This window comes from Prevotella sp. S7-1-8 (assembly GCF_000758925.1).
In the GTDB taxonomy this organism is placed as follows: Bacteria; Bacteroidota; Bacteroidia; order Bacteroidales; family Bacteroidaceae; genus Prevotella.
Genome location: NZ_JRNC01000047.1, coordinates 21,300 through 48,006, shown reverse-complemented (window position 1 = coordinate 48,006; position 26,707 = coordinate 21,300). Strand labels below are relative to the sequence as shown.

Sequence of the window (26,707 nt, the reverse complement as noted above, 5' to 3'; positions counted from 1 at the left end):
CAAGATGAAGAATAAGGAGCAAGGAGAGAAGAGTGGGGAGCAAAGAATGAATGAAGACAGCAGCACCGGACTCGAGAGGCGTCTGAGCGCGGTATAAATTTGCGCGTGTGAACTTTTATGCCTACATCGTGCCCTCCTGTTTTTAATCCTGTTTGCGGTTATACATTGTTACCACACTCGTAGAGACCTACGGTGCCCACCAAAAGTGAATACTTACTGAGCCTTTAGCTCTCCCATTAAATATCAGTTGAGCCAAAGAAACATCTATCGTGTACTATTAATAACTATAAAATATATGTCTCGAACATTCCAAATGGAATGTTCGAGACATATAATGTTGGCAGTTTTGCAGGGCAAGTATGGCCCAACGATTAGCTTAGCAACTTTCGAACGATAGCTGAAATGGCTTTGCCGTCGGCCTTCCCTGCCATTAGTTTGGTGGCCATGCCCATCACTTGGCCCATGGATTTCATGTCGACGGCACCTGTTTGGGCGATAACTTCCTTGACCTTGGCCTCTATTTCTGCCTCTGAAAGCGGCTGTGGAAGATACTCCTTGACAACAGCTACCTGTGCCAACTCCTCATCCGCGAGATCGTTTCTGCCAGCTTGGGTGTACGTGTTGGCACTTTCTTCGCCTTGCTTGGCAAGTTTTTGGAGTATTTTGAGAGCGGTGTCGTCGTCCAGGGTGTCATTGGCGCCGGGCGCGGTTTTGGCCTCGATGAAATATTTTTTGATGTTGCGCAAGGCCTCGGTGCGAACTTTGTCACGGGCCTTCATGGCGGCACGGATGTCGCCGCTAACTTTGTCGAATAGTGTGGCCATAATTATTGGTATTTAGTGTATGATTGAAAATGCTGATGTTTCTTTTATCAACGTGCGAGTGTTGGCGACAAGCGTGATGCGCCCCTGTCTATACGAAGCTGATCATTCCCTGTACGGTGTCTTGGCTTGGCTCCGTTTCTGACGGGGCGTTTTGGCCGTTCGCAAGATTGCGTATCTCGTCAAGCATTTGCCTTGTGCGTTTGTAGGTGGGCGAATTGTCCACGGCAAGTATCACGTCTTCGTTATCGAGATCATCTTGGCTGAACAGATAGAGGTGTGGGCGACGTTTGTATTGTTTGTTTCCGGAGTCGCTGCCATAATATCTATTGCGCCGCTCTTGCCGCTCGGCGGCTCTCTCTTCCTCCTCGGCTATTCGGTTCGCCTCCTCTTGCGAGTGCCTGCCGCGTCGGTCAAGGGGTTCCACGTCTTCCACGCCAAAGCCTGTGGCAAGGATCGTGATTTTCACTTTGTTGCCCAATTCAGGGTCGGTGGCGATACCCCATTTTATCTCAAAGTCATCTCCAAACTTGGCCATGAAGTCGTTTACGTCGTTCATTTCCTCCATCAGTAATCCTTGATTCTCGTCTTTCTCGTCGCAGAAATTGATGAAGAGCAATATCTTTTTGGAGTTGAAGACATTGTTGTTGTTAAGTAGCGGGGAGTTGAGCGCGTCTTCTATGGCTTTTTTCACACGTCCGTCCCCCTCGCCGTATCCTGTGCTCATGATGGCAACGCCTCCATCCTTAAGCACGGTTTTCACGTCGTTGAAGTCCACGTTGATAATACCGTGTATGGTGATGATCTCGGCTATGCTTTTGGCTGCCACGCTGAGAGTGTCGTCGGCTTTGCCAAAGGCGTTTACCACGGTGAGGTCGGGGTATATCTCACGCAATCGCTCATTGTTTATTACAAGCAGCGCGTCCACGTGCTTGGCCATTTCCTCTACGCCGTCAAGCGCTTGGTCTATCTTTTTGGGACCCTCAAAGCGGAAAGGTATGGTGACGATGCCAACGGTCAGAATGTCCATCTCCTTGCTCACTTGGGCTATGATGGGGGCAGCGCCGGTGCCGGTGCCGCCGCCCATACCTGCGGTGATGAATGCCATCTTGGTGCCGTCGTTGAGCATTCGTCGTATGTCGTCCATGCTCTCCAAGGCCGCCTCCCTGGCGCGGGCGGGCCTGTTGCCGGCGCCTAAGCCCTCGCTGCCCAGTTGCAAATGCACTGGAACGGGAGAGTCGTTGAGGGCCTGCGCGTCGGTGTTGCACAATACGAACGACACGTCATGAATACCCTCGCGATACATGTGGTTCACGGCGTTGCCGCCTCCACCTCCAACGCCTATTACTTTGATAATACAATTTTCTTGGTTTGGCGCGCCAAAGTCGAGGATGGACGGCTTGTTGTTCTCGATGTTATTGTTGTTGTCTGACATAATATCTGTTGTTTGCTTGGGTTCGTTATTTGTCGTCTTCTTCTTCGTCTACCATTCTCTTGAAGAAGTTTTTCATGCCCTTGATGGTTTTGTTGACGAATGAGTTCTCGCGTTGAGCCTTGCGGTTGGCTTCTTCCTCCTCTTGTATTTTCCGTTGTCGCTCACGCTCTTCCGCCTCTTTTTGCTTACGCTCTTCCTCGGCGGCCTTTTCTGCCTCGGTCTGAACGATGCCCTTTCCCGTTATCTCACTCAGCGGGCGAGGCTCTTTGGGAGTGTCGGCTTGAGCTGGGCGTCCGTCGGCCCCGAATAGGTCTTTGCTGAACTCGTCGCCCGCGCAGTTCATGTCTCCCTTGGCCAACAGTCCAAGCACGGTGCACATCGTGCCGTCCTTGACGTTGATGGCGGGCAGGTGAGAGTTGATGGTGTGAGTGACAAATTTTGCTATTCTGATTTTGTCCACGTGCGTGTGGTTTCGGAACGCGCGCTCAATGTTGCGCATATTTGAGCCTCCGCCCGTGAGGATGATCCCCCCAATGAGCTTGTCGTAATATTCGTTTGGCACTTGACACCATACATTTTCAATGATCTCTTGCGTGCGCGCCTCCACGATCTCGAAAAAAACGCGCGCGGGAACGCTGCGTTCGTGGTCGATAGTGTAGGTCGCGTCGGCGTCTATGTCGGCCGTGTCGGTGTAGGCGTTGCCATATTTTAGTTTGAGTTTTTCTGCCTGCTCCTCCTCCATTTGAAGGGATGCTATGTCTTTGGTGACGTTGTTGCTGCCCAATGGTATGACCGCGAGGTGTCGCAGTATATTTTTGTAATATACGCAGACGGTTGTGGTGTCAGAGCCTAAATCCACCAAGACGGCGCCACTCCTACGCTCGCTATCGGTAAGCACCGCGTCGGCGAGGGCCAATGGCGAAAGGTACATCTCGGCAATGGCTATGCCCGCGTTGTCAAAGCATTTGTTGATATTGCGGTAGAAAGTGCGTCTCCAAAGTATGTTCAAGAAGTTGCCCTCAAGGTGCGAGCACTGTATACCCACGGGGTCGAGTTGGTACTGGTTGTCCAACTTGTACTCTTGGGTTGCCGCGTCGAGTATCTCTTGATCGGTGTATTGCATGCTTCGATTGGCGTCCATCAACTCGTTTACCATGTCTTGTGTGACGATGGTGTCATGGGGAAGTTCCTTGACGTGCGTGTTTCTTACGCTCCGGATGGATTGTCCGCCCACTCCCACGTATACGTGGGCTATCTTGGCTTTGAGCGTGTTTTCTAACTTTTTAACGATATTGGTGAGTTTCTGCACAGTCTTGTCAATGTTATAGACAACACCTTTTCGAACGCACGACGAGGAGTCTTCTTTCACGACCGCGAGAACACTGATGCTCCCATCGAGATTTTTCTTGCCCGCGATGCCGGTCATCTTGGACGACCCAAGTTCGATCGCTACTATAAATTCTGCCATAGGTATATAATATTTTTCAATTCAATTCTTTCTTTTTGCAAATGATTTGGTTGTCAAATTCCACGTTGATGTACGAGTATTTGTTCCATCCAGCCTGTGAGAGTCCGTATTGGTAAAATTTTTCCAAGCGATCCATTTTTTTCTGCACGTAATCAGTAATCATCTTTTGTCTCATGCCGGTGTATTTGGTTTCGGGCAGCTGCCCTATATAGATGATGTGGTTTCCGACACGTGGCACCAGCTCGACTCCGTGGTCGGGCAGCACGTTGATTTGTTCTATTTGGTTTTTCCAAAACTCGCTCGCGTTGAGAGTCTCTGCCAAATAGGATATGTAATGGCGCGCGTACCACTTGTTGATATAGCCCGTGGCGACGATCAGGTCGCTGGTGTAATGCGAGTTGGGCATGACACTGTGGTTGTCGTCGATGTAATAGTCGTCGCCATTGATGGCTTTGATGTGCAGCGATGGCATGCGTTGGGTCAGCGAAATGGAAACGTGCCCATTCTCTGTCTTGTAACATTCGGCTTGCTTGACAAACGGACTTTGTTCCAATGTCTCCTCGATGACGCGCGTGTTGATGTCTGCCATGAGTTTGGAAAGAGGGTAGAGTCTGCTTTTTTCCAATCTTTTTTTTATCTCCGTGGCGTTGATAAAACCATTGGTGGCCTCGTCCTCGATATTGATGTTAACCTCTGTGCATATTCGTCGCTCCGCGTTTGGCCTGTCAAACGCGGTGATGGCAACGATGATATATCCTGCAAGGATTGCGTCGAGCGCGATGATCGTGTTTTTTTTCCAGTTGATATGCATGTCAATTCATGGCTCAAACTTGTGGTGAGCGCTCGCCTTTCCCTTTTATTATTTGGGCTATGGCAGGCACGGCATTGTCCAAATCGCCTGCGCCCAAGATCGTGAGGACGTCAAAATCCCGTTTCTTGGCGAGCTCAAGCACGCTGTCTTTATCAATAATAAGCCTCTCAACGCCTTGTTCGAGATTGTCGTAAATGAGTTGCGACGTGATGCCGGGAATAGGTTTTTCGCGGGCTGGGTAAATCTCTGTGAGTATCACTTCGTCAAAATGGCTGAGCGCATGGGCGAAGTCTTGGTAAAAGTCGCGGGTGCGGGAGTAGAGGTGCGGCTGGAAAATGACGGTGAGTTTTCGATCTGGGTATAGTTCCCTAAGACTTTTGGCGCATTGCAAAATTTCTTTGGGATGGTGCGCGTAGTCGGATAGGAGAACGTGCTTGGGTGTGCGAATTTTGAAGTCGAAGCGTCGCTTCACGCCATGGTATGTCTCCATGCCATATTTCAGCTCGTCAGCGGTGCACCCACATAGCTGAGCCATTGCTATGGCGGCTACCCCGTTATCGATGTTGATGGGGATGGGCTGCCCAAGTTTGACGCCTGTCACGGATTTTATCGGTGAGATGAAATCAAATGTTATTTCACCCTTGTCAATGACAATGTTTTCGGCGTGGAAATCGCCTTGCTCACGACTGTAGGTATAAGTGTTCACGCCTTGTCGCACGTCTGCCTGCATTTCAAGGTCTGTATGTATGATGAGCGCGCCACCGGGCTGGATGAGCTCGGTGTAATGGCGGAAACTCTCAAGGTATGCCTCTTTGGTGCCATATATGTCAAGATGGTCTGGGTCGGTGGAAGTTATGACCGTCATCCATGGCGAAAGCCAATGGAACGAGCGATCAAACTCGTCTGCCTCTATCACCACATAGTCGCTTTTGTCGGATAGGATATAGTTGCTGTCGTAGTTTTTCGATATGCCTCCGAGAAAGGCGTTGCATCCCAAGTGGCTCTGGTGCATGATGTGAGCGCACATGGTAGAGGTGGACGTTTTGCCGTGAGTGCCGGCCACGCACAGTCCCTTGTGGGCGCGAGTGAGCGTTCCTAACACTTGCGCTCGTTTTTGCATCTCAAAGCCATTGGCGCGAAAATATCGCATCTCTCGGTGCTCCGTGGGGATGGCAGGGGTGTAGACCACAAGGCAAGAGCCCCTGTCTCGACATGCTTGTGGTATCTCGTCCACATTTTCTTCGTAGTGGATCATCATGCCCTCGCGTTCCAATTGCTTGGTAAGCTCTGTCCGTGTCTTGTCGTATCCGGCCACGACCATCCCCCTGTGAATGAAGTATCGGGCGATGGCGCTCATGCCGATGCCGCCCGCCCCCACGAAATATACCGCTTTGATATTGTCTATTTCCATTGTCATGATAGTCTTATTGTCCTCCCCCGGCAAGTTTTATCACTTCATCGGCAATAATGTCCGCGGAGTCTTTCAGTCCTAATTTTTTAATATTTTGAGTCAATGAGGCCAGTTTGTCGTCATCATTCACCGTTTGCAAGGCAATTGACAGCAGCACTTCGGGGGCCTCTGCGTCTTTCACGTATATTGCTGCGTCTTTGTTTACCAGCGCCATGGCGTTTTTTGTTTGGTGGTCTTCAGCCACGTTGGGGCTTGGCACTAAAATGACGGGCTTGCCCAATAGACAGAACTCGCTGATTGAGCCAGCTCCCGCTCGGCTCACCACCAAGTCGGCGGCTTGGTACGCCGCTCCCATGTCGCTAATGAAATCAAGCACTTTCAAGTTGGCAATCTTGCCAAAATCAGCGACGGCACGGTTCATCTTTTCGCTGTAATATTTGCCCGTTTGCCAGATAAACTGAGCGTTGGAGGCTTTCACTTGGTCTAAATGTTGACGCATACTTTCATTTAGTGTGCGCGCTCCAAGGCTTCCACCTACGAGCAATATCGTTTTCTTTTCGGGAGCAAGGCCGAATGATTGGCGAGCCTCTGCCTTGCTTTTTTCGCAGCGAAGCACGTTTTGCCGTACTGGATTGCCGGTCATGACGATCTTCTCGGCCGGGAAAAACCGTTCCATTCCATCGTATGCCACGCAAATCTTGGCCACTTTTTTGGATAGCAACCGATTGGTCACGCCCGCGTAGCTGTTTTGCTCTTGGATGAGGCATGGTATGCCCTGTTTGGCGCAAACATTGAGCGTTGGCCCACTGGCGTAACCGCCTACGCCCACGGCGACCATTGGCTTGAAGTCGCGAATGATGGCCTTGGCCATGCGTTGGCTTTTCCAAATCTTGTACATCACACTGATGTTCTTGAGCAAATGCTTGCGGTCAAATCCACAAATGGGTAAACCTTTGATATCGTATCCCGCCGCCGGCACACGCTGCATTTCCATGCGGCCGAGAGCGCCTACAAACAATATCTTGGCATCAGGGCATTTGGCTTTGATGGCATTGGCTATTGACACGGCTGGAAAGATATGTCCTCCGGTACCGCCACCACTTATGATAATTCTTAAGTCGTTGTTCATATGAGCGTTATTATATTTGGCAAAAGTAATCAAAAAAAACCGCTTTAGGGTCTTTTCGTCCCACTTTATTTATTAGTTTTCAACTCTTCTATAGCACCTAGAGCCATTAGTTCTCGGCATTTTGTTCACGAAAGAATTTTCCAAGACTTTCAAGTCGAATTCAAATATAAGGCTTGTTCTGTCTAAGTGGTGACAAGGGAAGATGCTGTTTGCTCGTCATCGGCTGCGATATTTTTTTTCGCCGAGCGGCTCACGCTGAGAATTGCGCCAATATAAATGCAGTTGATGATAGACGAGGTGCCACCCTTGCTGATAAGTGGCAGCGGCTGGCCCGTGACGGGCGCCAAACCCACGGCTACGCACATATTGAACAATGCCTGCGTCACCAAGAGCATGGCAAGCCCCATGGCCAAGAAAGCTGGGAAATTGTTCTCGCACCGATTGGCTATGCGCCCCGTTCGAAAGAGCAGGATGATATACAGCATGGCCACGAAAATGGCGCCGGCAAGCCCCAATTCCTCAATGATGATAGCATAGATGAAATCAGAAAAAGCTTGTGAGAGAAAATCTCGTTCCACCGAGTTGCCAGGCCCTTTTCCTATGGCGTTAGAAGAGACAATGGCTATATTGGCATGCGCCACCTGTGCGTCTTTGTCAAGATCCACTTCTTCGGGTGGCACTTCTTTACTGTGAAGAAACTTGTTTATACGCGATTTCCAAGTGTCAAAACGATGCAATACGCCAGTATTGTTGCCTTGTTGGCTGTGGGGGTCAATGGTTGTAACTTTGTCTGTCAGGTTGTTCGGCATGTTCTCTGGCGTCTCCTCCTTTCCCAAAATCATTACCGATGCAATAACTGCGACTATCAAAATGACTACCACGCCTATCAACTTGCCCAGCTGTTGGGCTGGCACGCGACCCACTACCATCATCAAAAAAATAACAGCGCACAGCAATGCGGCCGTGGAGAGGTTCTCAAGACCGATGAGCGGCACAAAGATGCCACACACCACAAGAATGTATTTCATGGCGTGCTTGTCGGCTCCGTTATCTGTCTGCATAGCGCTCAATATCTGGGCGGTGGCTAACACCAACGTGCCCTTTGCTATCTCGGATGGCTGAAATTGTATGCCAAGTATCTCTATCCAGCGACTTGCGTTATTAACCTGGCCCGCAAAGAACACCCAAATCAACGTAAGCGCCGAAATGACTATCAGGATTGGTGTCGCGATCTTGAAGTATTTGCACTTGATATTGAGTGTCACTACCATGCAGAAAAAGCCAACGGCCAATATAAAGCAATGTTTAAAGATGGGCGCGAGGTAGTTGCCCCCCTTGTACGTCAAGCCGGAAGAGGCCGAGAAGACCTCCACGACGCTGATTATGCAAAGAAAGAAGAACACCATCCAGATGACCTTGTCTCCTTTGAATATGTTATTGAATTTCTGGTTCATTCATATTTTGTTTGCTAATATGATCGCTATATACGTTTGTGCTCCATTGTAACCTTTGTTGCGAAAGCCGTTAAAGGTTTCGTACCAATGCCTTAAACTGGTTTCCTCGATCCTCCATGTTCTTGAAAAGGTCAAAGCTGGCGCAGCATGGCGAGAGTAGCACGGTGTCGCCGGTCTTGGCCATTCGGTGGCAGGCTTCCACACACTCTTTCATCGAGTGTGTGTCTGCCACGGGTATCCCCATGCCGTCAAAATTGTCATGCAATTTTTTGTTGTCGGCTCCGAGATATACCAATCCGGCGCATTTTTGTCTCACCAACTCTTTGATGGCCGTGTAATCGTTGCCCTTATCCTTGCCGCCGAGTATGAGAATGGTGGGAGTGCGCATGCTCTCCAAGGCGTACCAGCAAGCGTCTACGTTGGTTGCTTTGGAGTCGTTCACGTAGTGCACGCCGGCCACGTCGCACACTTTTTCCAAACGATGTTCCACCCCGGGAAAGTCGCTCAGGCTCTTGCGGATAACCTCTTTCTTGATGCCACTGATGTTGGAGGCTATGCCGGCGGCCAGCGAGTTGTATATATTGTGTTTCCCCGTGAGAGACAGTGCTTCTTGCTCCATGTTAAAAGGCACGGGATATTCCAATTTGTACTGTCCCTGCTCAATATATCCGATACTTCCCTTTTCTTTCACTTCTGAGAAAGGGCATCGCACGGCGTGTATGTCATATTTGTCCAGTTCTTTCTTTATCACGGGGTCGTCATTCCAGTAGATGAAACTGTCCGTCTCCGTTTGGTTGCGTATGATGCGCATCTTGGCGTTCACGTAGTTTTGGAATTTGTAGTTGTAGCGGTCAAGGTGGTCGGGCGTTATGTTGAGCAATATGGCGATGTTGGCCCTGAAGTCATACATGTTGTCCAGTTGGAAAGAACTCAATTCTATGATGTAATACTCGTGAGGGTCTTCCGCTACCTGTAACGCGAGGCTACGTCCGATATTCCCTGCCAAACCCACGTCATACCCAGCGGTTTTGAAAATGTGGTATATGAGAGATGTCGTGGTGGTCTTCCCGTTGCTTCCGGTGATACAAATCATCTTGGAATGGGTGTACCTTCCAGCAAACTCTATCTCGCTTATAATGTGCGTTTCCTGTTTGATAAGTTTTTGGATTATAGGTGTCTCGTCTGGTATGCCCGGGCTTTTTATCACCTCGTCGGCGTTCAATATATCCGCCTCGGTGTGTCCTCCCTCCTCCCATGCTATGCCATGGTCGTCAAGTCGTTGCTTGTATTTATCCTTGATGCTTGTCGAGTCAGACACAAATACGTCAAATCCCTCTTTTTTAGCCAAGACCGCGGCTCCGGCTCCGCTTTCTCCAGCTCCCAAAACTACTATTCTTTTCATGTTTTTTTTCTTCTTTGTTTGTATGTGTGACATTGCGCGTCAGGTTATCCAAGCGGTTCGCGCGCTGTCCCAATCATTTTTCTTTAGCTTATCTCATCTTCAAAGTGATAATTGTCATAGCCGCGAGGATAATGGTGATAATCCAAAAGCGGATGGTGATTTTGCTCTCGTGCTTGGCCGACCGTGGAGCCTTTACGAGATAATTGCAGTCGGGGTCCAATTGGTCTTGGGTCACACGGAAGTTGTCGTGTATGGGCGTGCGCTTGAAAACGCGTTGTCTCACCCCCTTGCGTTTACCCCATTTGTAATACCACACCTGCACTATCACGCTCAGGCTTTCCACAAAAAAGATGCCGCACAGTATGGGCAACAACAATTCTTTGTGTATGATGACGGCGGTCACCCCGATTATGCCACCTATGGTTAGCGACCCCGTGTCGCCCATGAACACCTGTGCGGGATATGCGTTGTACCATAAAAAACCGATTAGCGCGCCCACGAACGCGCACATAAACACCACCAACTCTTGTGAGCCGGGTATGTACATGATGTTCAAGTAGGCGGCGAACTCTATGTGCGAGCTCACGTAAGCGAGTATGCCAAGGGCTACGCCAATGATAGCCGAGTTGCCCGCCGCCATGCCATCCATGCCGTCATTGAGATTGGCGCCATTGCTCACGGCCGTGACCACGAGAATGGTCATGATGACAAAAAGAATCCATCCGGCCGCCACTTTGTGCTTGCCACAGAACGACATGATTTGTGAATAATCCAGATTGTGTCCTTTCAGAAACGGGATGGTGGTCTTGAGCGTCTTGCGCGCGTCGGTCCTATGTTTCACAACCATCTCTTGTCCTTGCCGCTCAAGCACTATGTTCTCGTTCGATTTTACGTCGGGCGAGGCCCAAAGCACCAATCCTACGATAAGCCCAATGCCCAATTGCCCCACTATTTTGTATTTCCCTTTCAGTCCTTCCTTGTTTTTTCGGAATATCTTGATGTAGTCGTCCATGCCGCCAAGAAAGCCTAACCATACCGTCGTTATGACCATGAGGATGAGATAAACGTTTCTCAACCTACCCAGCAGCAGCACTGGGATAAGCACCGCCATGATGACAATGATGCCGCCCATGGATGGCACGCCAATCTTCTTGGTGCCGAATGGGTCTATCTTCTCGTCGCGCGCTGTCTCGGTAATTTGTTTCTTTTTTAAATATTTGATAAACCTCTCACCAAACCACACGGAGATGACAAGAGACAAAATCAAGGCCAAAAGAGCCCTGAAGGAGATGTATCCCCACATCCTCGCGCCCGATATGCCGTACTGTTCTAAAAATCTGAAAAGATAATATAGCATGTTTCGTATTCTGTTTGTTTTGTTGCTTGAGCTGCCTCGCCGTTTTAATTGTTGAGTCCGAAAATCTCTTTCACCACCTCTTTGTCATCGAAATGGTGTTTCACGCCTTTTATTTCTTGATAATTTTCATGCCCTTTGCCAGCTATCAAAATAACGTCTCCTTTTTGTGCCATCATGCAAGCTGTCTTGATAGCCTCGCGCCTGTCCACGATACTCAACACCTTTTTCATTTGCTGGCTGTTCAGGCCGGCCAGCATATCGTCAATGATGGCCTGTGGTTCCTCAAAACGGGGGTTGTCGCTCGTGATGATTACCTTGTCGCTTTGCTTCACGGCCTCGCGTGCCATGAGCGGCCGTTTGCCTTTGTCGCGATTTCCTCCTGCTCCACACACGGTGATGACATGTCCTTTCCCGTCCACCTCATGTATGGCATTGAGCACGTTCTCAAGCGCGTCGGGCGTGTGGGCGTAATCCACGATGGCCGTGTAGCCGTCGGGCGACTGTATAGGTTCCAACCTGCCGCTCACGCTGTGGAGCATGCTCAAGGCCACGAGGATGTCCTCGCTCTTCTGTCCAAGCATGATGGCGGTTCCATACACGGCCAGCAAGTTGCTCACGTTGAACTTGCCGATAAATTGAACCCCTACCTCGTGTCCATCCATGTTGAGATACATGCCGGCAAAGTGCATCTCCACAATATTGGCTTTGAAGTCGGCCATTCGGCTCATGGAATACGTCTTTACCGTAGCCTTCGTGTTCTGTACCATGTACATGCCGTTTTTGTCGTCGGCGTTTGTGATGGCGAAGGCCGTTTTTGGCAGCATGTCAAAGAACGCCTTTTTTGCGTTTCTATAGTTCTCGAATGTCTTGTGATAGTCTAAATGGTCGCGTGTCAGGTTGGTGAAAATTCCCCCCGTGAAAGTCAGGCCGCCAATACGCTTCTGCGCGATGGCGTGGCTGGAGCATTCCATGAATACATAGTCGCAACCCGCCTCCACCATTTTGTGGAGCAGATAGTTCAATTCTATGGGGTCCGGAGTGGTGTGGTCGGCAGGTATGGCGCTTTCTTCTATGTAGTTGCATACCGTGGACAGCAGGCCGCATTTGTATCCCAATTTTCTGAACATGTTATATAATAAGGTGGCGACGGTGGTTTTCCCGTTAGTTCCCGTCACCCCAACGAGTTTCAGTTTCTTGGATGGGCAATCGTAAAATGCGGTTGCCACCTTGCCCACTTCGTTCTCCGTGTCGGCCACTCTCACATAGGTAACGTCCGCGGGCCGTTCCGTGGGCAGGTCTTCGCACAAGATGGCCTTGGCCCCCAACGAGATGGCTTTGGTGATGAATTGATGGCCGTCCACCAATGTTCCTTTCATCGCTACAAATAAATTGCCATCTTGTATCTTGCGCGAATCAATGTTCACGCCGGTAATATCAACATCCGTGTCGCCAATGATGGCAAGCGGCTTAACGCCAATCAGCAATTCTTTTAATTTCATATGTTGTTTATTTATGGTCCAATGGTTTAATTCACGTGTAACGGTTTACTCCAATGTCAGCGCGCACACGTCACCTTTTTTTATGTAATGGCCGAGTGGCAAGCTCTGCGCCACTACCTTGCCCCTACCTTTGACGCGGCATGTCGCACCTCTACTCTCGATGAGATAAACAGCGTCCCGGGCGCCCATGCCCATGACATTGGGCATGCGTTTCTTGCCAACCGTTTTTTGTTTTACCAAAGACACGTGGTCGGCATATTTTATCACCTTGCCCCACACTGGTGTGTTCATGGCGGAGCCGCTGCTAAAATTGGCGTTTGTCTTGATGCCGAGTTGCGACAACACATAGTCGGCCGAGAGCACGTTTCCATCTTTCACGTCGGGAATTGGCATTGACAAGGAGTCGCGGGCGTCGGCCACGTCAAAACGAATGTCGTGCGCCATGATGCCCTCGGCTATGTTATGAAACACCACTCCGCTCATGCCACCGCCCGAGGCGGGTAGCCCAGATTTTTGAATACATACGATACAGCTGTACCGTGGCGCGTCGGCGGGAAAGTATCCGGCGAACGACAACAAGTAGTTCACGCGTCCACTCTTGTATCCGGCTACGCCTTGCGATATTTGCGCGGTGCCTGTCTTGCCCGCCACGCCAAATGCCTCAGACCCTGCTTTGCGCCCTAAACCTTCGCTTACCACTTTTCGCAGCATTTCTTGCATCAGCTTGATAACGCGTGGCGACGCTATCTGCTCGTGCCCCTCCACCACTTGTGGCGGAAACTCTTGCAATATTTTGCCGTCCTTCACTGCCGCTTTCACAAAGCGTGGCTGCATCATTTTTCCGTCGTTGGCTATGGCGTTGTAGAATGCCAGCGTAGAGATGGGTGGTATCTGCGACTCGTATCCGATGCTCATCCATGGCAGGGCGGTGTTGCTCCAATTGACCCATTCGCCTCGCTTGTTTTTCTTGGGCATGCGCACTTTGCCATGCGTGGCGCCAACGATGGGTATGTGCAGATCGGCGGTGATACCCGATCGATATACGCCGCGTACAAATTTCTCGGGGTTGGCATGGTAATATTCGTCTATGATACGGCTCACGCCGATGTTCGAGCTCACTTTCAGCGTTTTCGGAAGCGTCATCGTGCCATAGCCACCACGGCGCCAGTTGTGGTCTTTCATCTCCCTGCCGTACATGGGCCAAACGCCCCCACCGGTGTCCACCACCTTGTTGGTGTCGCACATGCCATCTTCCAACGCGGTCATGATAGAGATTGGTTTGAACACGGAGCCTGGCTCCAAGAGGTCGCTTACGGCGTGGTTTTTGATTTCACGATACTCGCCGTCCACGCATTTTTCCATGTTCACGATGGCTTTCACGTCGCCGGTTTTCACCTCCATCACAATGGCTACGCCCACGTTGCCGTTTATTTCCTTCAGCTCGTCGATCACCGCACGCTCTGCCAAGTCTTGCATGCTTACGTCGATGGTGGTCACGATGTCTGCCCCGGCGATAGGTGGCGTGTCCACAATGTCAAGATAACGATTGAGCACCTTGCGGCGGTGTTTGATGCCTGTCGTGCCGCGCAAGAGCGAGTTGTACGACAATTCCAACCCACATCGGGGCGTGCGGCCACCATTCATGGCCGCGTACATGTCGCCCACGGTTCGTCCGGCCAACGTGCCGTAAGGTCGCTCGCGCGCGTTAAGCTCCTCCCAGTGAAAGCCACTCTTGTTCTTGCTTAGGTTTAGCACTGGCAGTTGCTTCACCTGCGAGAATGTGTTGTAGTCTATGCGGTTCGGCCAAATGGGCCAATGCCGCTTCTCTTCTCTTCGCCCCTTTTCCAACGAGGCCTTAAATTCCGCCGCGCTTCGTTCCGGGAATATATGGTGCAAGCCCATGCATATACTGTCTATCTTGGCCTCCCAGAGTGAGTCTGTGCCCGTGTCCTTGAGGGGCTTGAAGTCCATATAGATTTTAAACTCTGGCAGCGAGGATGCCAGCAGCTGGCCGTCGCAACTCAATATGTTGCCGCGCGTGGGTATCACCTCCACGCTGTCTTTCTTCACTCGGTTGGCCACTTTCTGCCAATAATCGCGCTTGGCGGTCATGGTGTATGCCGCTTTGCCCACCACGGCGATAGCCACCAACGTCATCACCACGGCGATGGCGCTGTATCGCGGCATGATTTTATTATAGTCAAATTTGCTCATATTCGTGCTATTCGGGTATGTTGATGATGTATGGCGGTTGCTTGGCTATTTTCAGCACGCTGTCCTGGTTTGTTTTGAGTATTTCCATCACGTTGCTCTCGCGGCTTTTCTCCGTAAGTTGACTCATGCTTGAGAGGGCTTTGTATTTGGCGTCTTTCAACTCTTCTTGCAGATGATCTATCTCAATGATGTCACGCTGGCAACCATATCTGTTGGCAATATAGACCACCATGAAAGCGGCTATCAGCACAAACAGCCATATTTGCCGACGTATGGCGGCCGTGTTTAGTATGTCGCCACCCAATATTTTGCGCAAGGAGAATTTACGCGACAGTGGCGCCTCTCCTTCGATGGCTTGTTCCTGTATCACCTGCTTGAGCGTCGGAGCTTGTTCGTTGTTGCCATCTTCCGTTAGGGGTGTCTCCCCGTTCTTCAGGTTTTCTGTGGAGGTGGTGGCGCGCAAGGCCTCTGTCGCTGCTTGGTTGGCGGAGCCATCGGGGGCCTGGCTTGACGCATGCGAGTTATTCTTTAAATCCTCTTTCATTTCTTTTCCGCTATTCTTAGTTTGGCGCTTCTGCTTCTTGGGTTGTGCGCCTGCTCGTTCTGGTCGGGTATGATTACTTTGTTGTTCACGGGCTTGAGCGCGAGTTCCACATTGCCGAAGAAATCTTTCTCAATCCGTCCATCCACATTGCCAGTTTTTATCAGGTTTTTCACGATGCGATCTTCTATCGAGTGGTAAGTTATGACACTCATTCTACCACCCGGGGCGAGTAGTTGCGTTGCCGCCCGGAGCATCTCCTTGAGGGCCTCCATCTCTTGGTTCACCTCTATGCGCAGAGCCTGAAAGAGCTTGGCCATGTCTTTTTTCTCCCGTTCTCGGTTGAGTATGGGTTCCACTATTCGCGCCAAATCTTGCGTGGTGGAGATGGTGGCCTCTTTTCGCGCCTTCGCGATGGCTGCCGCTATTCGCCGCGCGGATTTCAATTCGCCATAGAGATAGAAGATGGATGCCAGCCGTTCCTCGGTCTCCTCGTTTACTACATCCGCGGCCGTCTTTCCCGCGCGATTGTTCATGCGCATGTCCAAGGGAGCGTCAAAGCGGAACGAGAACCCCCGTGTCTCATCGTCAAAATGGTGGCTCGACACGCCAAGATCGGCCAAAAGGCCATCTATGCTGCTTATCTTGTAATAGCGCATCCAATTTTTCAGGTAGCGAAAGTTGGAGCGCACAAAGGTGAAACCTTCGGCCGCGACATCCCCGATGTTGGCCTCCGCGTCTTCATCCTGGTCAAAACTGAACAACCGACCCTTGCCGCCAAGCCTCGAGAGTATCTCGCGCGAGTGGCCGCCACCGCCAAAGGTGACATCCACGTAGATGCCACCGGGCTTGATAGCCAATCCGTCCACGCTCGCTTTGAGCAACACCGGGATGTGATATGTCTCTGCTTTGGTAACCATGTTTTTGGGGAAAATATTTTTTTGCGGACCTTGATCATTCAAGTTGGCTGTCCTTGCTGCTCATAAGCTGTTCCAACGCTTCCGCAAACTCGTTTTTTTCCATGATGGGTAAACTGTCGCTGGCTTGACAAGCCCATATCTCAATGGTGTCGCCCATGCCTACAAAGCGTAGCGACTGCTTGATGCCCACGGTCTCAAGGAAGTCTCGAGGAATAAGGATGCGCCCGTTGGAATCCATCGAAACGTATGTCACTCCACTCACAAACGTGCGATAGACCATTTGCTGCGCACGATCCCAGCGTGATAGTCGGCCGCGTAGCTCGTCCATCAGGTCGTTCCACACTGGCTCGGGGTAGAGCACAAGCGTACGCTCAAAGATGTCCTGTCGAAGCACGAGGCTGTCTTCCTCGCCATGCACGAGCTTCTTGCGAAACTGTGCGGGGAGAAAGGCTCGTCCTTTCGTGTCTATCTTTGCTTCTATGTTGCCTAAAAATCGCATGCGTACATCTATGTAATCTGATTTCGCTTCAAAGTTACGCAAATTTCCCCACTTTTAGCCACTTTGCCCCACTATTTTTCGTTTTGGGCTGTTTTTTAACGTGGTTCGCTTGTTCCGTACGTTTTTTAAACGTCTTCGGCTTTGTTGCCGTGTGTTGTATTTTTACAGCTTGTGGTGTGTGCGCAAACTTGTCAGCCAAATTCGAGACAAAGTAAAAAAGATGTAACAAATCTTACGAACGTCCCATGATTAGAAATTATCGGTACAAACCCATGCGGCGGAGGCGGTGGTGGGCCTTTGTTTTTGACGCTTCGCGCAAATCGCTGTTTGTAAGCCACTTGTTGTTTTTCGGATTTTGTTCACATGCCAGATTATTTGCAAGGGCTTACAAACAGTGTTTTATGGCGCCATGATTGGATGCCAATGGCAAACCGAAGAAGGCTTTCTGTAAAAGTATTATTTTGTCATGGCGCGGTTTAAAAATTTGGCCGATATGCCACATGGTTACGAGCGATTTATTTTTTATGATTTATATTGACATTTTCTGGAGTGATAGTACAGCCGGGAGTGTTCGCGAACTGATGCCGGCCATAGATAGAGGTAGGTTGATTTTCCATTTCGGCGTTACGGCGATGATAAAGAAGGGATTGTATTTCAAAATTTGACGGTTTTATATTTCATTTTTAAGAAATTACGTTTTTTTTAAAAAGAAAAAGTAAAAATTACGAAAAGATGTGCTATTTTTGCAACTACTTAGCATGATGGGAAACATGGCGCAAAACGTACAAAAAACAATTGACATTGAAAAGGTGCTGAGAAGCAAGATGGGGAGCAAGGTGAAGTATGTGCCCCGTTTTGTCATTAGTTGGTTGAAACGCTTGGCCCACGAAGACGAGGTAAACGCTTTCTTGTGGGAAAATCGTGACAAGGAGGGTACGCCATGGCTGGAAGCGTGCGTGAAATACTTGGACATGGACGTTTCCATCGAGGGCGAGGAGAACCTGCCCGACAAGCATGACGGCAAACTCTACACCTTTGTTTCCAACCATCCGTTAGGAGGGCAAGACGGCGTGTGCCTTGGCGCCATCGTAGGCAGGCGTTACGATGGGAAGTTTCGCTACTTGGTGAACGACCTTTTGATGTTTTTGCCCGGGTTGAGACCTGTGTGTATCGGCATCAATAAAACCGGGCGACAGGCGCGAGACTTTCCGCGAATTGTAGAAACGGGCTTCCGGAGCGACAACCACATACTCATGTTCCCGGCTGGCCTAAACTCGCGTCTCGTTGGCGGCAGAATACATGACTTGCCTTGGAAAAAAACATTTGTGACCAAAAGCGTGCAATATCAGCGTGACGTTGTGCCCATCTATTTCAGTGGTCACAATTCTAAACGCTTTTATCGCATAGCAAAATGGCAAAAGATGATAGGGCTGAAAGTAAATATCGCCATGCTGTTCTTGGTGGACGAGATGTACAAAAACCGGCACAAACACTTTAGAGTGGTAGTGGGGAAGCCTATTCCCTGGCAAACTTTCGACAGTGGAAAAAAAGCGGTGGAATGGGCAAAATATGTAGAAGATAGGGTTTATGAGCAGGCAGGAACACTGGGGCTGCGTGCGGAGTAAGGCCAACTATAAACAATATGGAAGAAAAAATTATCCAACCCGTTAGCAAGGAGGCGTTGAAAAAAGAGCTCACGCCAGATCGACTGATGCGTACCACCAACAAAAGTCATAACGACATCTACGTGGTTACGGCTCAAAATTCGCCCAACGTGATGAGGGAAATAGGCCGGCAGAGGGAGATTGCTTTCAGGGGCGCGGGTGGAGGAACGGGCAAATCCGTTGATATAGATTGCTATGACACCATGCGTGATGGTTGTAATCAATTGGTGGTTTGGAATCCGGAGGCCGAGGAAATCATTGGTGGATACCGCTATCTGTTTGGCGACAAATGGAAAATAAAGGATGACGGACAGCCTAATTTGGCCATGAGTCACCTGTTCAGGTTCTCTGACGACTTTATGAGACACTATGCGCCCTACACTGTTGAGTTGGGCCGGTCGTTCGTGTCGTTGGAGTATCAAAATGTGAGAAAGAGTGTCAAGAGTATCTTCGCGCTTGACAATCTATGGGACGGTCTTGGCGCGCTTACCGTGCTCAATCCGCGGTGCAAATATTTTTTGGGAAAAATGACGATGTACCCCTCGTTCAGCAGGCGTGGACGAGACATGATATTATATTTTTTACAAAAGCATTTTGGGGATAAAGAAAAGCTGATTTGCCCGATGAAACCTATAAGAATGGAGTCTGATCAAACAGAATTGGCTTCTATTTTTTGCGAAAAAGACTTTAAGGCAGACTACCGCATACTTAACCACGAGGTTCGCCAATTGGGTTTTAACATACCGCCGTTAGTCAACGCGTACATGAACCTCAGCCCATCGATGAAATTTTTTGGCACAGCCATCAACGACACGTTTGGCAACGTGGAAGAGAGCGGCATTCTCATTGCGACAGACGAAATATTTGAGGAGAAACGTATCAGGCATATCAATAGTTTCGTGAAAGAGCACCCGGAAGCCCTCAAGATTCCCGGAAAGCCCAATAACGTGATACTGTAACGGCTTGAGAAAAGCTACCGTTGGCACACAATCGAAAAGCCCTTCCATGGCTACTGGCCACGGAAGGGCTTTTCGACGTCGTCCTCATTTGGCATGAATGTATTTTAACACGTTCGCGTGTTGGCAGGTACGGCTACACGATGGGCAAGGATATGCCATTGATTTTTTGGTATATGTCAAGAGCGTAAATGTCCGTCATGCCACTGATGTAATCCAAGACGGCCATGACACGCGTTTCCAAATTGTCGCTTTCAATGTCGTATTGGCTGCTCACGCGGTCTATGAGCTGCTTGCTATGAAATTTGCCAGGATTTACGGCGGCGTCTATAAATCGCTGCATCAATGTCTCCATGATCTTGTAACCACTCAGCTCCACGTCCAAAACAGGCTTGCTTCGGTATATTTTTTTGTAAGCTATCTTTGCGCATCGCTTGTACGCTAAGCGCTGATGTTCGGCGATATTGTCAATAAGGCTCCCTTGAAACGTGCCCGACAGGATCTCGTCCTCATGCTCGACAAATGTCTTTACGCACTCCCCCTCAAGCAACCCCACGACGCAGGCGCGCATATAATTAACGCGCTCGTTGGGGTCTGTTACCCCCTCGGTCTCCAAACGCTCCTTGATGGACTCTCGCATGGGGGGCTCCATGAAACCCAAGAGCAGGTCGGAGGTTTCCTCGTATGACAGGATCTTGAGTTTGTGTGAGTCTTCTATATCCATGATCTCATAGCAGATGTCATCTGCCGCCTCCATCAAATAGACTAAGGGATGCCGTACATACCGTAAGGGATCATTTGGCTTTGATATGCGAATAATGCCCAATTCATCGGCTATTTTTTGATAAGTATCTATCTCCGACGTGAAAAAACCAAATTTGCCGTGCGCTCCGGAGACCGCGCTGGCGAATGGATATTTCACCATAGCCGCAAGCGAGGTGTATGTCATCACGAATCCTCCGGGCCTACGCCCCTTGAATTGATGTGTCAGTAGACGAAAAGCGTTGGCGTTTCCCTCGAAATGTGTGATATCATCCCAAAACTCCGAACTTACCTTATGTTTGAGAAAAGAGCCTTTGTCCTCCGTGAAATAGGTTTGGATGGCTTTTTCTCCGGAGTGCCCGAATGGTGGGTTTCCCATGTCGTGTGCCAGCCCGGCGGTTTGAACAATGGTTCCCATCTCCTCAAAGAGGGTTCCACGGAGCTCCGGATGTTTTTTGACAAGACGCTTGGCCACGTCGTCGCCCAACGACTTGCCGAGTGAGGAAACTTCCAAAGAGTGGGTGAGCCGGTTGTGCACGAATACGCTTCCGGGTAGCGGAAAGACCTGCGTCTTGTTTTGCAAGCGGCGGAAGGGAGCCGAATAGATGAGCCGATCGCCGTCGCGTTTGAACTCCGATCGGTCGTCATGGCGCAAGGGATGGCGATATTCCTGCCCCAAACGCCTGTTGGATATGAGTTGTTTCCAGTCCATCATAATGCTGTATGCTTTGTTCGCAAAGTTACGTTTAATTTTCTGTTTTCGGTCTTTTTAATATTTAAAATGTAATAATGTGGATGGAATTGTTTATATTTGCACTTTATATGGTAAAAATCAAAGTTGTCAACAAGGGGCGCCAGCTGCTTCCTCGCTATGCCACGGCTCAAAGCGCGGGGATGGACTTGAGGGCTAATCTCGACACGCCTGTCGTGTTGAGGCCAATGCAAAGACAGTTGGTGCCAACCGGATTGCATATCGCCTTGCCCGATGGTTACGAGGCACAAGTGCGCCCAAGAAGTGGATTAGCCCTGAAACACGGCATCACCGTGCTCAATACGCCTGGCACTATCGACGCCGATTATCGTGGAGAGGTTAAAGTTTTGCTCGTGAATTTTTCCGACGAGGAGTTTGTTATCAACGACGGCGAGCGTATAGCGCAAATGGTCATAGCGCGCTATGAGCAGGCCGCTTTTGAACAAGTGGACGAGCTTGACGAAACGGATCGGGGCTATGGAGGATACGGTCATACGGGGATAAAATAACAATTGGAGATGGTCGGAATGCGGAAACAATTCACGCTATGCGTGGTCGCCATTTTTATGGCCATGACTTGGGGTGTGCCCTTGCGCCTATATGCCAATGGGGGGATAGCCAAAAGCCCGAAGACACAAAAAGCGTCGCGCGAGCCAAGCTACGCTGACAGTTTGCGATACAAATATTTTTTTCTTGAGGCCGTGCGGCAACAAAATGCCGGACACTATGCTGCGGCGTTCGATTTGTTGGGGCATTGCCTTGAGATAGACTCTTTGAGGGCCGAGGCCTACTTCTTTCAAGCGCGGTATTTCTCTCAGCTTCGCCAAGACAGCGTCGCGCTAAATCGCTTGGAAATGGCCGCTCGATTGCGCCCCCGGAACAGCGCTTATCAAGAGAAATTGGCTCAATATTATATCGGGCTGGGCGATTATGCCAAAGCGGTCAAAGTTTACGAGCGATTAAGCGAGACGCAGCGCGATCGAGGCGACGTGATAAACATCCTCGTCCAACTGTACCAACAGCGGAAAGATTACGCCAAAATGCTCCATGCCATCGACAGATTGGAGCAAATAGAGGGTGAGAACGAACAATTCGCCTTGGCTCGTATGCGTGTGTACGAACTGAAAAACGATACCAAAAAGGCTTACCAAACATTGAAAACTTTGGCCGACACGCATCCCAACGACCTTACTTACACGATTATGTTAGGCAATTGGCTCTTGCAAAACAAGAAGCCCAAGAAAGCGTACAAGTTGTTCGACACCGCGCTAAAAGCGGAGCCTGACAACGTTTACGCGCAAAGCTCGATGTATGATTACTATCGATTGAATGGGGAAAAAGAACAAGCCAATGCGATGATGGAACGTATCTTGCTTGGAAAAAACACTCCGAAAGAAACCCGTGTGCATTTTTTGCGGCAATTCATTCAGGATAACGAGCGACAAGGAGGAGACTCCACCGTTATCCTTTCACTGTTTGATCGCATGCAAAAAGAATTGCCAAAAGACTCGTCGATATTGGAAATGCAAGCGGCATACTATTCGCTCAAGAAGATGCCCCAAGAGCGAACCAATCAAATATTGGAGCAATTGCTCAAGCTTGCGCCTGACAATGCCGCCGCGCGCTTTCAGTTAATCCAAAGCGAATGGGCCAAGCAAAATTGGAGGGAAGTGTCCGAGTTAAGCGAGCCGGGCATGCTTTACAATCCTGATGAAATGGCGTTTTATTATTTCACGGGTCTTGCGCGTTACTATCAAAAAGACGACAAGGGAGCTCTTGACGCCTTTCAGCGTGGCACTGCCGAAATCAACGACAAAAGCGATCCGGCCATTGTAAGCGACTTTTACGCCATCATGGGAGAGATATACCATAACCAAGGATGTCGCGAAAAGGCGTACGAGGCTTTTGACAGTTGCTTAAAATGGAAGCCAGACCACGTTAACACACTCAACAATTACGCCTATTTCCTTTCCGTCGAGGGCGGAGATCTCAAACGAGCGGAGGCTATGAGCGCGTTGGCGGTTAAGGCTGAGCCCAAAAACGCCACTTTTCTTGACACTTACGCATGGGTGCTTTACTGCCAAAACAGGTACGCTGAAGCGAAGATATACATAGACCAAGCCTTGAAAAACGATACCGACTCGGTGCTCAGCGCTGACGTCATGGACCATGCCGGAGACATATACGCCAAGGTGGGAGACATTGGCCATGCCTTGGAATACTGGCAAAAAGCCATCAAGCTGGGCGGAGACGCCAAGGCTATCAATCGGAAAATAAAACGATATACGGTAAAAAAATGAAGACAACGCGATTTTTTTTAATTTTATCCATCCTCTTGGCGCTTGCCTCTTGTGGCGCCAAGAAAGCCATGGTCAATGACAGCGGCTCGGTGATAGACAAACCATCAAACGGCCCCGCGACGATGGAGGCGCAAAAATTAGCCTTTGTTCAAAAGGTGAGCGACCAAAAAGTTTACGCAAAGAACATTGTCGCCGACATGACCTTTACGGCCCAAACAGGAGACAAGGACATTACAGTGCCGGGAGCCATAAGAATGCGAAAAGACGAGGTCATACGCTTGCAACTGTTCATTCCGCTGCTTGGGAGCGAGGTGGGAAGATTGGAGTTCACTCCCGATTATGTACTTGTCATTGACCGGCTACACAAACAATATGTCAAAGCTGACTACAATCAATTGGATTTTTTAAAAGAGAACGGCCTGAATTTCTATTCCCTGCAAGCGTTGTTTTGGAACCAACTGTTGCTCCCCGGCGCTTCGAGGATTGGCGAGGCGGACCTCCATAGATTTGACGCCAAGATCGATGGAATGGGAAAAAACGTCGATGTGAGTTTGCGAAATGGCAAGATGGGCTATGTGTGGCAAGCCGATCGCGACAACGGACAAATACAAGACGCTTTTGTAACTTATGACAATGACGGGCGCGACAAGTCGGAGTTGACTTGGAAATACAGCCGGTTCAAACCGCTTGGAAGCAAGGCTTTCCCAACTTTTCAAGAGTTCTCGTTCTCCACGACAGCTACCAACAAGATAAAAACGACTATCATAAGGATTGACATGGGTACGCTTGGCACCAATGATAAATGGAACGCTCGCACTGCCGTCTCTCCTTCTTACAAACAAATGGACGCACGAGATTTTCTCGCGAAATTACTTGATTTGCAATGAGAAAAATACTGATTATTTTATTGGCATCTATTTTAGTGGTTGGCGTTGATGCCCAAACGAGAAAACAAACACGAAAAAAACACACGACGACATCCAAGGCCTCGCCCAAGAACACTTCTCAAAAGAGAGGTGACAAGAACAGAACGTACAGCAATTCTTCTATCAGGGGATTGCAAAGACAGCGCGCGTCCATTCAAAAAAAAATACGAGAGCAGGAGCGAGCGCTCCAAGCCAACAAGAAAGACGTGGAGCAACGGTTGCGGCAATTGCTCGTGTTGAACGGGGAAATAGACCGTCGGAAAAAAAACATTGAGGATATTCGCACCGACATTCATCATATAGATGGCAATATCGGCATACTCAACACGCAGTTGTCCACGCTCGAGGCACAATTGAAAGAGCGGCAGGCGAGATATATAAAATCCATGAAATACATGGCGCGCCATCGCTCCGTGCAAGACAAGTTGATGTTTATTTTCTCGGCTAAAAATTTGTACCAAATGTACCGCCGGTTGAGATTTGTGCGCGAGTACGCGCAATACCAGCGCGCTCAAGGCGAGATGGTAAAAGCCAAGCAGGGCGAGGTGACCGGCAAGCGACAACAATTGCATCATGTGAAAGGCCAAAAAAGAAACCTCTTGTCAAAGGGTGAGCATGAGAAGCAAAAGCTGGAAGGCAACAAAACCGAGCAACAACAGATGGTGCAAGGATTGCAAAAGCAGCAGAAAACCATCCAATCGATCATTGCCGAGCAGCATAAAAGGGATGCCGCCCTTAATGCGCAGATAGACCGCTTGGTTGAGATAGAGATACAGAAAGCCCGAGCCCGCGCTGAGGCCGAGGCTAAACGCAAGGCAGCCGCGGCCGAAGCTGCCAAGCGCAGAGCTGCCGAAATAGCTCGCAAGAAAGCGGAGGCCGCGGCCGCCGCCCGTGAGAACGCCCGACGAATAGCGGAAGCCAAGGAGCGGGAGGCCAAGCTGAAGGAAGAGGCTCGCAAAGCAGCCGCGGCCGAGCGAACAGCCCGTCAAGCTCGCTTGGAGGCAGCCGCGGCAGCCGAGAAAAAAGCTAAAGAGTCTGCTGTAGCCAATGAGCGTGCGGCCCAGCAAGCCGCAGCCCGGAAACTGGCCGAACAAGCTCAGCGAGCCGAGGCTATCCAACGCGCGGCTGAGGCAAAAACCGCGGCCGCCGAGCAGGCTGCCCGCGAGGCCGAGTCGCAGCGTAGAGCGGCCGAGCGCAAAGAGGTGGCAGACGCCGAGAGGGCAAAGAGGGAAATAGCCGACGCCAAGGAAAACGCGGAGAACGCGCGCAAATTTTCAACCGTGGATCGGATGATGAACAGTGGATTTGAGGCCAATAGAGGCAGGTTGCCCATGCCGATTACCGGCAAATACAAGATAGTTAGCCATTTCGGACAATACAATGTGGAGGGGTTGAAAGGCGTGACGCTCGACAACAAGGGTGTCAACATCATGGGTGGCAATGGTTGCCAAGCTCGCTCGGTGTATGATGGAGAGGTGAGCGCGGTTATCAGCTACGGTGGGACCATGGTTGTCATGGTGCGTCATGGCGCTTATATATCCGTGTATTGCAACCTTCGGTCGGTATCAGTTAGCAAGGGGCAGAAAGTTGGAACAGGGCAAGTGATTGGAGCTGTCGGCGCTGATAATATACTTCAATTCCAACTTCGCAAGGAGCGAGCCAAGCTAAATCCAGAAGTTTGGTTAAGGAGATAGACGCCCATGCGCGTTTCTTTACAGGTATCCCTTGGCCGATGGCCCACGCCGCAAAGGCTGAATTTTATTGCTCATCTACGATTTCAAGAAGACAACAGGGCTTCGCTGTCATAAAATAGTCACAAAAAGCGATATGTAAAAATTGTCGTTTTAGAGGCGCATTTACCTATTTCAGGGCAATGTGGGGCCTCTCAAGTATAGCGCGCTTACGCTTTGTATTCACGATTAATGCTTTATGGCGTCGTGTTTAAGGCGTAAACACATTCCGTTTCATACTTATTCGAAACACCTTTAATGCCTAATCAGCATCCGAATATCGCTCAATCGCGAGCCGTCGGGGGGACATTTTTTTTGCGAGAATGCTTTCTTTGGTGTAACTTGTTGTTTTGCGGTCGCTTGATAAGATGGCTCGATTTTCGCGTGTTTGCGTCCGCATACTTTCTTTTTTGTAAACAGGAGCGTCTCGCAAGACCTTTTGTCAAGTTTTTTACAATATATTTTCATCTTTCTGGATTGACTTTTTGGGGCATTCCACGCTGTGCGTTTACAACGTGCGTATATGCGAAATATGCCCATTTCATCGTGTGCGTTTCATTTGTGCGACCTGCCATTCCATCCCATGGCCAGCGTTGCTCGCGCGCCAGCCCTCTGTCTCCGGCTTCGCGATTTAACTCCTTGCTCGCATGTCGTTAA

At 49.8% G+C, this 26,707-nt stretch carries 21 protein-coding genes; 6 read left to right on the top strand and 15 right to left on the bottom strand.

The features are described from left to right. Nucleotides 1-371 precede the first annotated feature (371 nt). The 14 genes from HMPREF1640_RS07980 to HMPREF1640_RS07915 all read right to left on the bottom strand — a co-directional run bounded on the left by HMPREF1640_RS07980 (nt 372) and on the right by HMPREF1640_RS07915 (nt 16,961). Nucleotides 372-824, bottom strand: a complete 453-nt coding sequence (locus tag HMPREF1640_RS07980; RefSeq protein WP_036893758.1) for a GatB/YqeY domain-containing protein — start codon at nt 822-824, stop codon at nt 372-374. Nucleotides 825-912: 88 nt separating this feature from the next. Then, complete coding sequence (ftsZ, locus tag HMPREF1640_RS07975; RefSeq protein WP_036893757.1) at nt 913-2,256, bottom strand: cell division protein FtsZ; 1,344 nt, start codon at nt 2,254-2,256, stop codon at nt 913-915. A 25-nt stretch (nt 2,257-2,281) separates the two neighbouring features. Next, nucleotides 2,282-3,724, bottom strand: a complete 1,443-nt coding sequence (gene ftsA, locus HMPREF1640_RS07970; protein ID WP_036893756.1) for a cell division protein FtsA — start codon at nt 3,722-3,724, stop codon at nt 2,282-2,284. Between the two features lie 16 nt (nt 3,725-3,740). Beyond that, nucleotides 3,741-4,535 (bottom strand): hypothetical protein, encoded by a 795-nt coding sequence (locus tag HMPREF1640_RS07965; RefSeq protein WP_036893755.1) that lies wholly within the window; start codon nt 4,533-4,535, stop codon nt 3,741-3,743. Nucleotides 4,536-4,548: 13 nt separating this feature from the next. After that, entirely contained in the window at nt 4,549-5,946 is a 1,398-nt protein-coding gene (murC, locus tag HMPREF1640_RS07960; RefSeq protein WP_036893754.1) for a UDP-N-acetylmuramate--L-alanine ligase, read from the bottom strand. A gap of 13 nt (nt 5,947-5,959) precedes the next feature. Next, nucleotides 5,960-7,075, bottom strand: coding sequence for an undecaprenyldiphospho-muramoylpentapeptide beta-N-acetylglucosaminyltransferase (gene murG, locus HMPREF1640_RS07955; protein WP_036893753.1), 1,116 nt, complete (start codon nt 7,073-7,075; stop codon nt 5,960-5,962). Between the two features lie 182 nt (nt 7,076-7,257). Further along, nucleotides 7,258-8,529 (bottom strand): FtsW/RodA/SpoVE family cell cycle protein, encoded by a 1,272-nt coding sequence (locus HMPREF1640_RS07950; RefSeq protein ID WP_036893752.1) that lies wholly within the window; start codon nt 8,527-8,529, stop codon nt 7,258-7,260. Between the two features lie 70 nt (nt 8,530-8,599). Next, the gene (murD, locus tag HMPREF1640_RS07945) at nt 8,600-9,931 is read right to left on the bottom strand and encodes a UDP-N-acetylmuramoyl-L-alanine--D-glutamate ligase (protein ID WP_036893769.1); all 1,332 of its coding nucleotides are present in this window, start codon (nt 9,929-9,931) and stop codon (nt 8,600-8,602) included. A gap of 88 nt (nt 9,932-10,019) precedes the next feature. After that, complete coding sequence (gene mraY, locus HMPREF1640_RS07940) at nt 10,020-11,288, bottom strand: phospho-N-acetylmuramoyl-pentapeptide-transferase (protein ID WP_036893751.1); 1,269 nt, start codon at nt 11,286-11,288, stop codon at nt 10,020-10,022. A 44-nt stretch (nt 11,289-11,332) separates the two neighbouring features. Next, nucleotides 11,333-12,787 carry a UDP-N-acetylmuramoyl-L-alanyl-D-glutamate--2,6-diaminopimelate ligase gene (locus HMPREF1640_RS07935; protein WP_036893750.1) on the bottom strand — a complete coding sequence of 485 codons (1,455 nt, stop codon included), beginning with the start codon at nt 12,785-12,787 and terminating at the stop codon, nt 11,333-11,335. A gap of 45 nt (nt 12,788-12,832) precedes the next feature. Continuing rightward, nucleotides 12,833-15,001 (bottom strand): penicillin-binding protein, encoded by a 2,169-nt coding sequence (locus HMPREF1640_RS07930; RefSeq protein ID WP_036893749.1) that lies wholly within the window; start codon nt 14,999-15,001, stop codon nt 12,833-12,835. Nucleotides 15,002-15,008: 7 nt separating this feature from the next. Continuing rightward, entirely contained in the window at nt 15,009-15,545 is a 537-nt protein-coding gene (locus HMPREF1640_RS07925; RefSeq protein WP_231565867.1) for an FtsL-like putative cell division protein, read from the bottom strand. After that, nucleotides 15,542-16,462 carry a 16S rRNA (cytosine(1402)-N(4))-methyltransferase RsmH gene (rsmH, locus tag HMPREF1640_RS07920; protein WP_036893747.1) on the bottom strand — a complete coding sequence of 307 codons (921 nt, stop codon included), beginning with the start codon at nt 16,460-16,462 and terminating at the stop codon, nt 15,542-15,544. Before rsmH ends, HMPREF1640_RS07925 begins: the two co-directional genes overlap by 4 nt. 34 nt (nt 16,463-16,496) lie before the next feature. Further along, nucleotides 16,497-16,961, bottom strand: a complete 465-nt coding sequence (locus tag HMPREF1640_RS07915) for a division/cell wall cluster transcriptional repressor MraZ (protein WP_036893746.1) — start codon at nt 16,959-16,961, stop codon at nt 16,497-16,499. Nucleotides 16,962-17,731: 770 nt separating this feature from the next. Between HMPREF1640_RS07915 and HMPREF1640_RS07905 the strand changes: the two genes are divergently transcribed. Further along, a complete protein-coding gene (locus tag HMPREF1640_RS07905) occupies nt 17,732-18,586 on the top strand; it encodes a glycerol acyltransferase (RefSeq protein WP_036893767.1) in 855 nt (284 codons plus the stop codon). Nucleotides 18,587-18,603: 17 nt separating this feature from the next. Beyond that, nucleotides 18,604-19,584 carry a GNAT family N-acetyltransferase gene (locus tag HMPREF1640_RS07900; protein WP_036893743.1) on the top strand — a complete coding sequence of 327 codons (981 nt, stop codon included), beginning with the start codon at nt 18,604-18,606 and terminating at the stop codon, nt 19,582-19,584. A 133-nt stretch (nt 19,585-19,717) separates the two neighbouring features. Here the strand turns inward: HMPREF1640_RS07900 and dgt are convergent, their stop codons facing one another. Further along, the gene (dgt, locus tag HMPREF1640_RS07895; protein WP_036893766.1) at nt 19,718-21,055 is read right to left on the bottom strand and encodes a dGTP triphosphohydrolase; all 1,338 of its coding nucleotides are present in this window, start codon (nt 21,053-21,055) and stop codon (nt 19,718-19,720) included. 110 nt (nt 21,056-21,165) lie between these two features. On the opposite strand from dgt, the gene dut reads away from it, so the two are divergent. From dut to HMPREF1640_RS07875, 4 genes are read left to right on the top strand one after another with little or no spacing between them, the layout of a single operon-like run. Then, on the top strand, nt 21,166-21,603 hold the full coding sequence (gene dut, locus HMPREF1640_RS07890; RefSeq protein ID WP_036893764.1) for a dUTP diphosphatase: 438 nt from the start codon (nt 21,166-21,168) through the stop codon (nt 21,601-21,603). Nucleotides 21,604-21,621: 18 nt separating this feature from the next. Further along, nucleotides 21,622-23,394, top strand: coding sequence for a tetratricopeptide repeat protein (locus tag HMPREF1640_RS07885; protein WP_156098757.1), 1,773 nt, complete (start codon nt 21,622-21,624; stop codon nt 23,392-23,394). Then, nucleotides 23,391-24,281 carry a DUF4292 domain-containing protein gene (locus tag HMPREF1640_RS07880; protein WP_036893742.1) on the top strand — a complete coding sequence of 297 codons (891 nt, stop codon included), beginning with the start codon at nt 23,391-23,393 and terminating at the stop codon, nt 24,279-24,281. The genes HMPREF1640_RS07885 and HMPREF1640_RS07880 overlap by 4 nt, the downstream gene beginning before the upstream one ends. Then, complete coding sequence (locus HMPREF1640_RS07875; protein WP_036893741.1) at nt 24,278-26,014, top strand: murein hydrolase activator EnvC; 1,737 nt, start codon at nt 24,278-24,280, stop codon at nt 26,012-26,014. Before HMPREF1640_RS07880 ends, HMPREF1640_RS07875 begins: the two co-directional genes overlap by 4 nt. Nucleotides 26,015-26,707 lie beyond the last annotated feature (693 nt).

Coding starts and splice junctions, on each gene's coding strand:
- HMPREF1640_RS07980 (WP_036893758.1), bottom strand. CDS start 824: ATGGCCACACTATTCGACAAAGTTAGCGGCGACATCCGTGCCGCCATG.
- ftsZ (WP_036893757.1), bottom strand. CDS start 2,256: ATGTCAGACAACAACAATAACATCGAGAACAACAAGCCGTCCATCCTC.
- ftsA (WP_036893756.1), bottom strand. CDS start 3,724: ATGGCAGAATTTATAGTAGCGATCGAACTTGGGTCGTCCAAGATGACC.
- HMPREF1640_RS07965 (WP_036893755.1), bottom strand. CDS start 4,535: ATGCATATCAACTGGAAAAAAAACACGATCATCGCGCTCGACGCAATC.
- murC (WP_036893754.1), bottom strand. CDS start 5,946: ATGGAAATAGACAATATCAAAGCGGTATATTTCGTGGGGGCGGGCGGC.
- murG (WP_036893753.1), bottom strand. CDS start 7,075: ATGAACAACGACTTAAGAATTATCATAAGTGGTGGCGGTACCGGAGGA.
- HMPREF1640_RS07950 (WP_036893752.1), bottom strand. CDS start 8,529: ATGAACCAGAAATTCAATAACATATTCAAAGGAGACAAGGTCATCTGG.
- murD (WP_036893769.1), bottom strand. CDS start 9,931: ATGAAAAGAATAGTAGTTTTGGGAGCTGGAGAAAGCGGAGCCGGAGCC.
- mraY (WP_036893751.1), bottom strand. CDS start 11,288: ATGCTATATTATCTTTTCAGATTTTTAGAACAGTACGGCATATCGGGC.
- HMPREF1640_RS07935 (WP_036893750.1), bottom strand. CDS start 12,787: ATGAAATTAAAAGAATTGCTGATTGGCGTTAAGCCGCTTGCCATCATT.
- HMPREF1640_RS07930 (WP_036893749.1), bottom strand. CDS start 15,001: ATGAGCAAATTTGACTATAATAAAATCATGCCGCGATACAGCGCCATC.
- HMPREF1640_RS07925 (WP_231565867.1), bottom strand. CDS start 15,545: ATGAAAGAGGATTTAAAGAATAACTCGCATGCGTCAAGCCAGGCCCCC.
- rsmH (WP_036893747.1), bottom strand. CDS start 16,462: ATGGTTACCAAAGCAGAGACATATCACATCCCGGTGTTGCTCAAAGCG.
- HMPREF1640_RS07915 (WP_036893746.1), bottom strand. CDS start 16,961: ATGCGATTTTTAGGCAACATAGAAGCAAAGATAGACACGAAAGGACGA.
- HMPREF1640_RS07905 (WP_036893767.1), top strand. CDS start 17,732: ATGGCGCAAAACGTACAAAAAACAATTGACATTGAAAAGGTGCTGAGA.
- HMPREF1640_RS07900 (WP_036893743.1), top strand. CDS start 18,604: ATGGAAGAAAAAATTATCCAACCCGTTAGCAAGGAGGCGTTGAAAAAA.
- dgt (WP_036893766.1), bottom strand. CDS start 21,055: ATGGACTGGAAACAACTCATATCCAACAGGCGTTTGGGGCAGGAATAT.
- dut (WP_036893764.1), top strand. CDS start 21,166: ATGGTAAAAATCAAAGTTGTCAACAAGGGGCGCCAGCTGCTTCCTCGC.
- HMPREF1640_RS07885 (WP_156098757.1), top strand. CDS start 21,622: ATGCGGAAACAATTCACGCTATGCGTGGTCGCCATTTTTATGGCCATG.
- HMPREF1640_RS07880 (WP_036893742.1), top strand. CDS start 23,391: ATGAAGACAACGCGATTTTTTTTAATTTTATCCATCCTCTTGGCGCTT.
- HMPREF1640_RS07875 (WP_036893741.1), top strand. CDS start 24,278: ATGAGAAAAATACTGATTATTTTATTGGCATCTATTTTAGTGGTTGGC.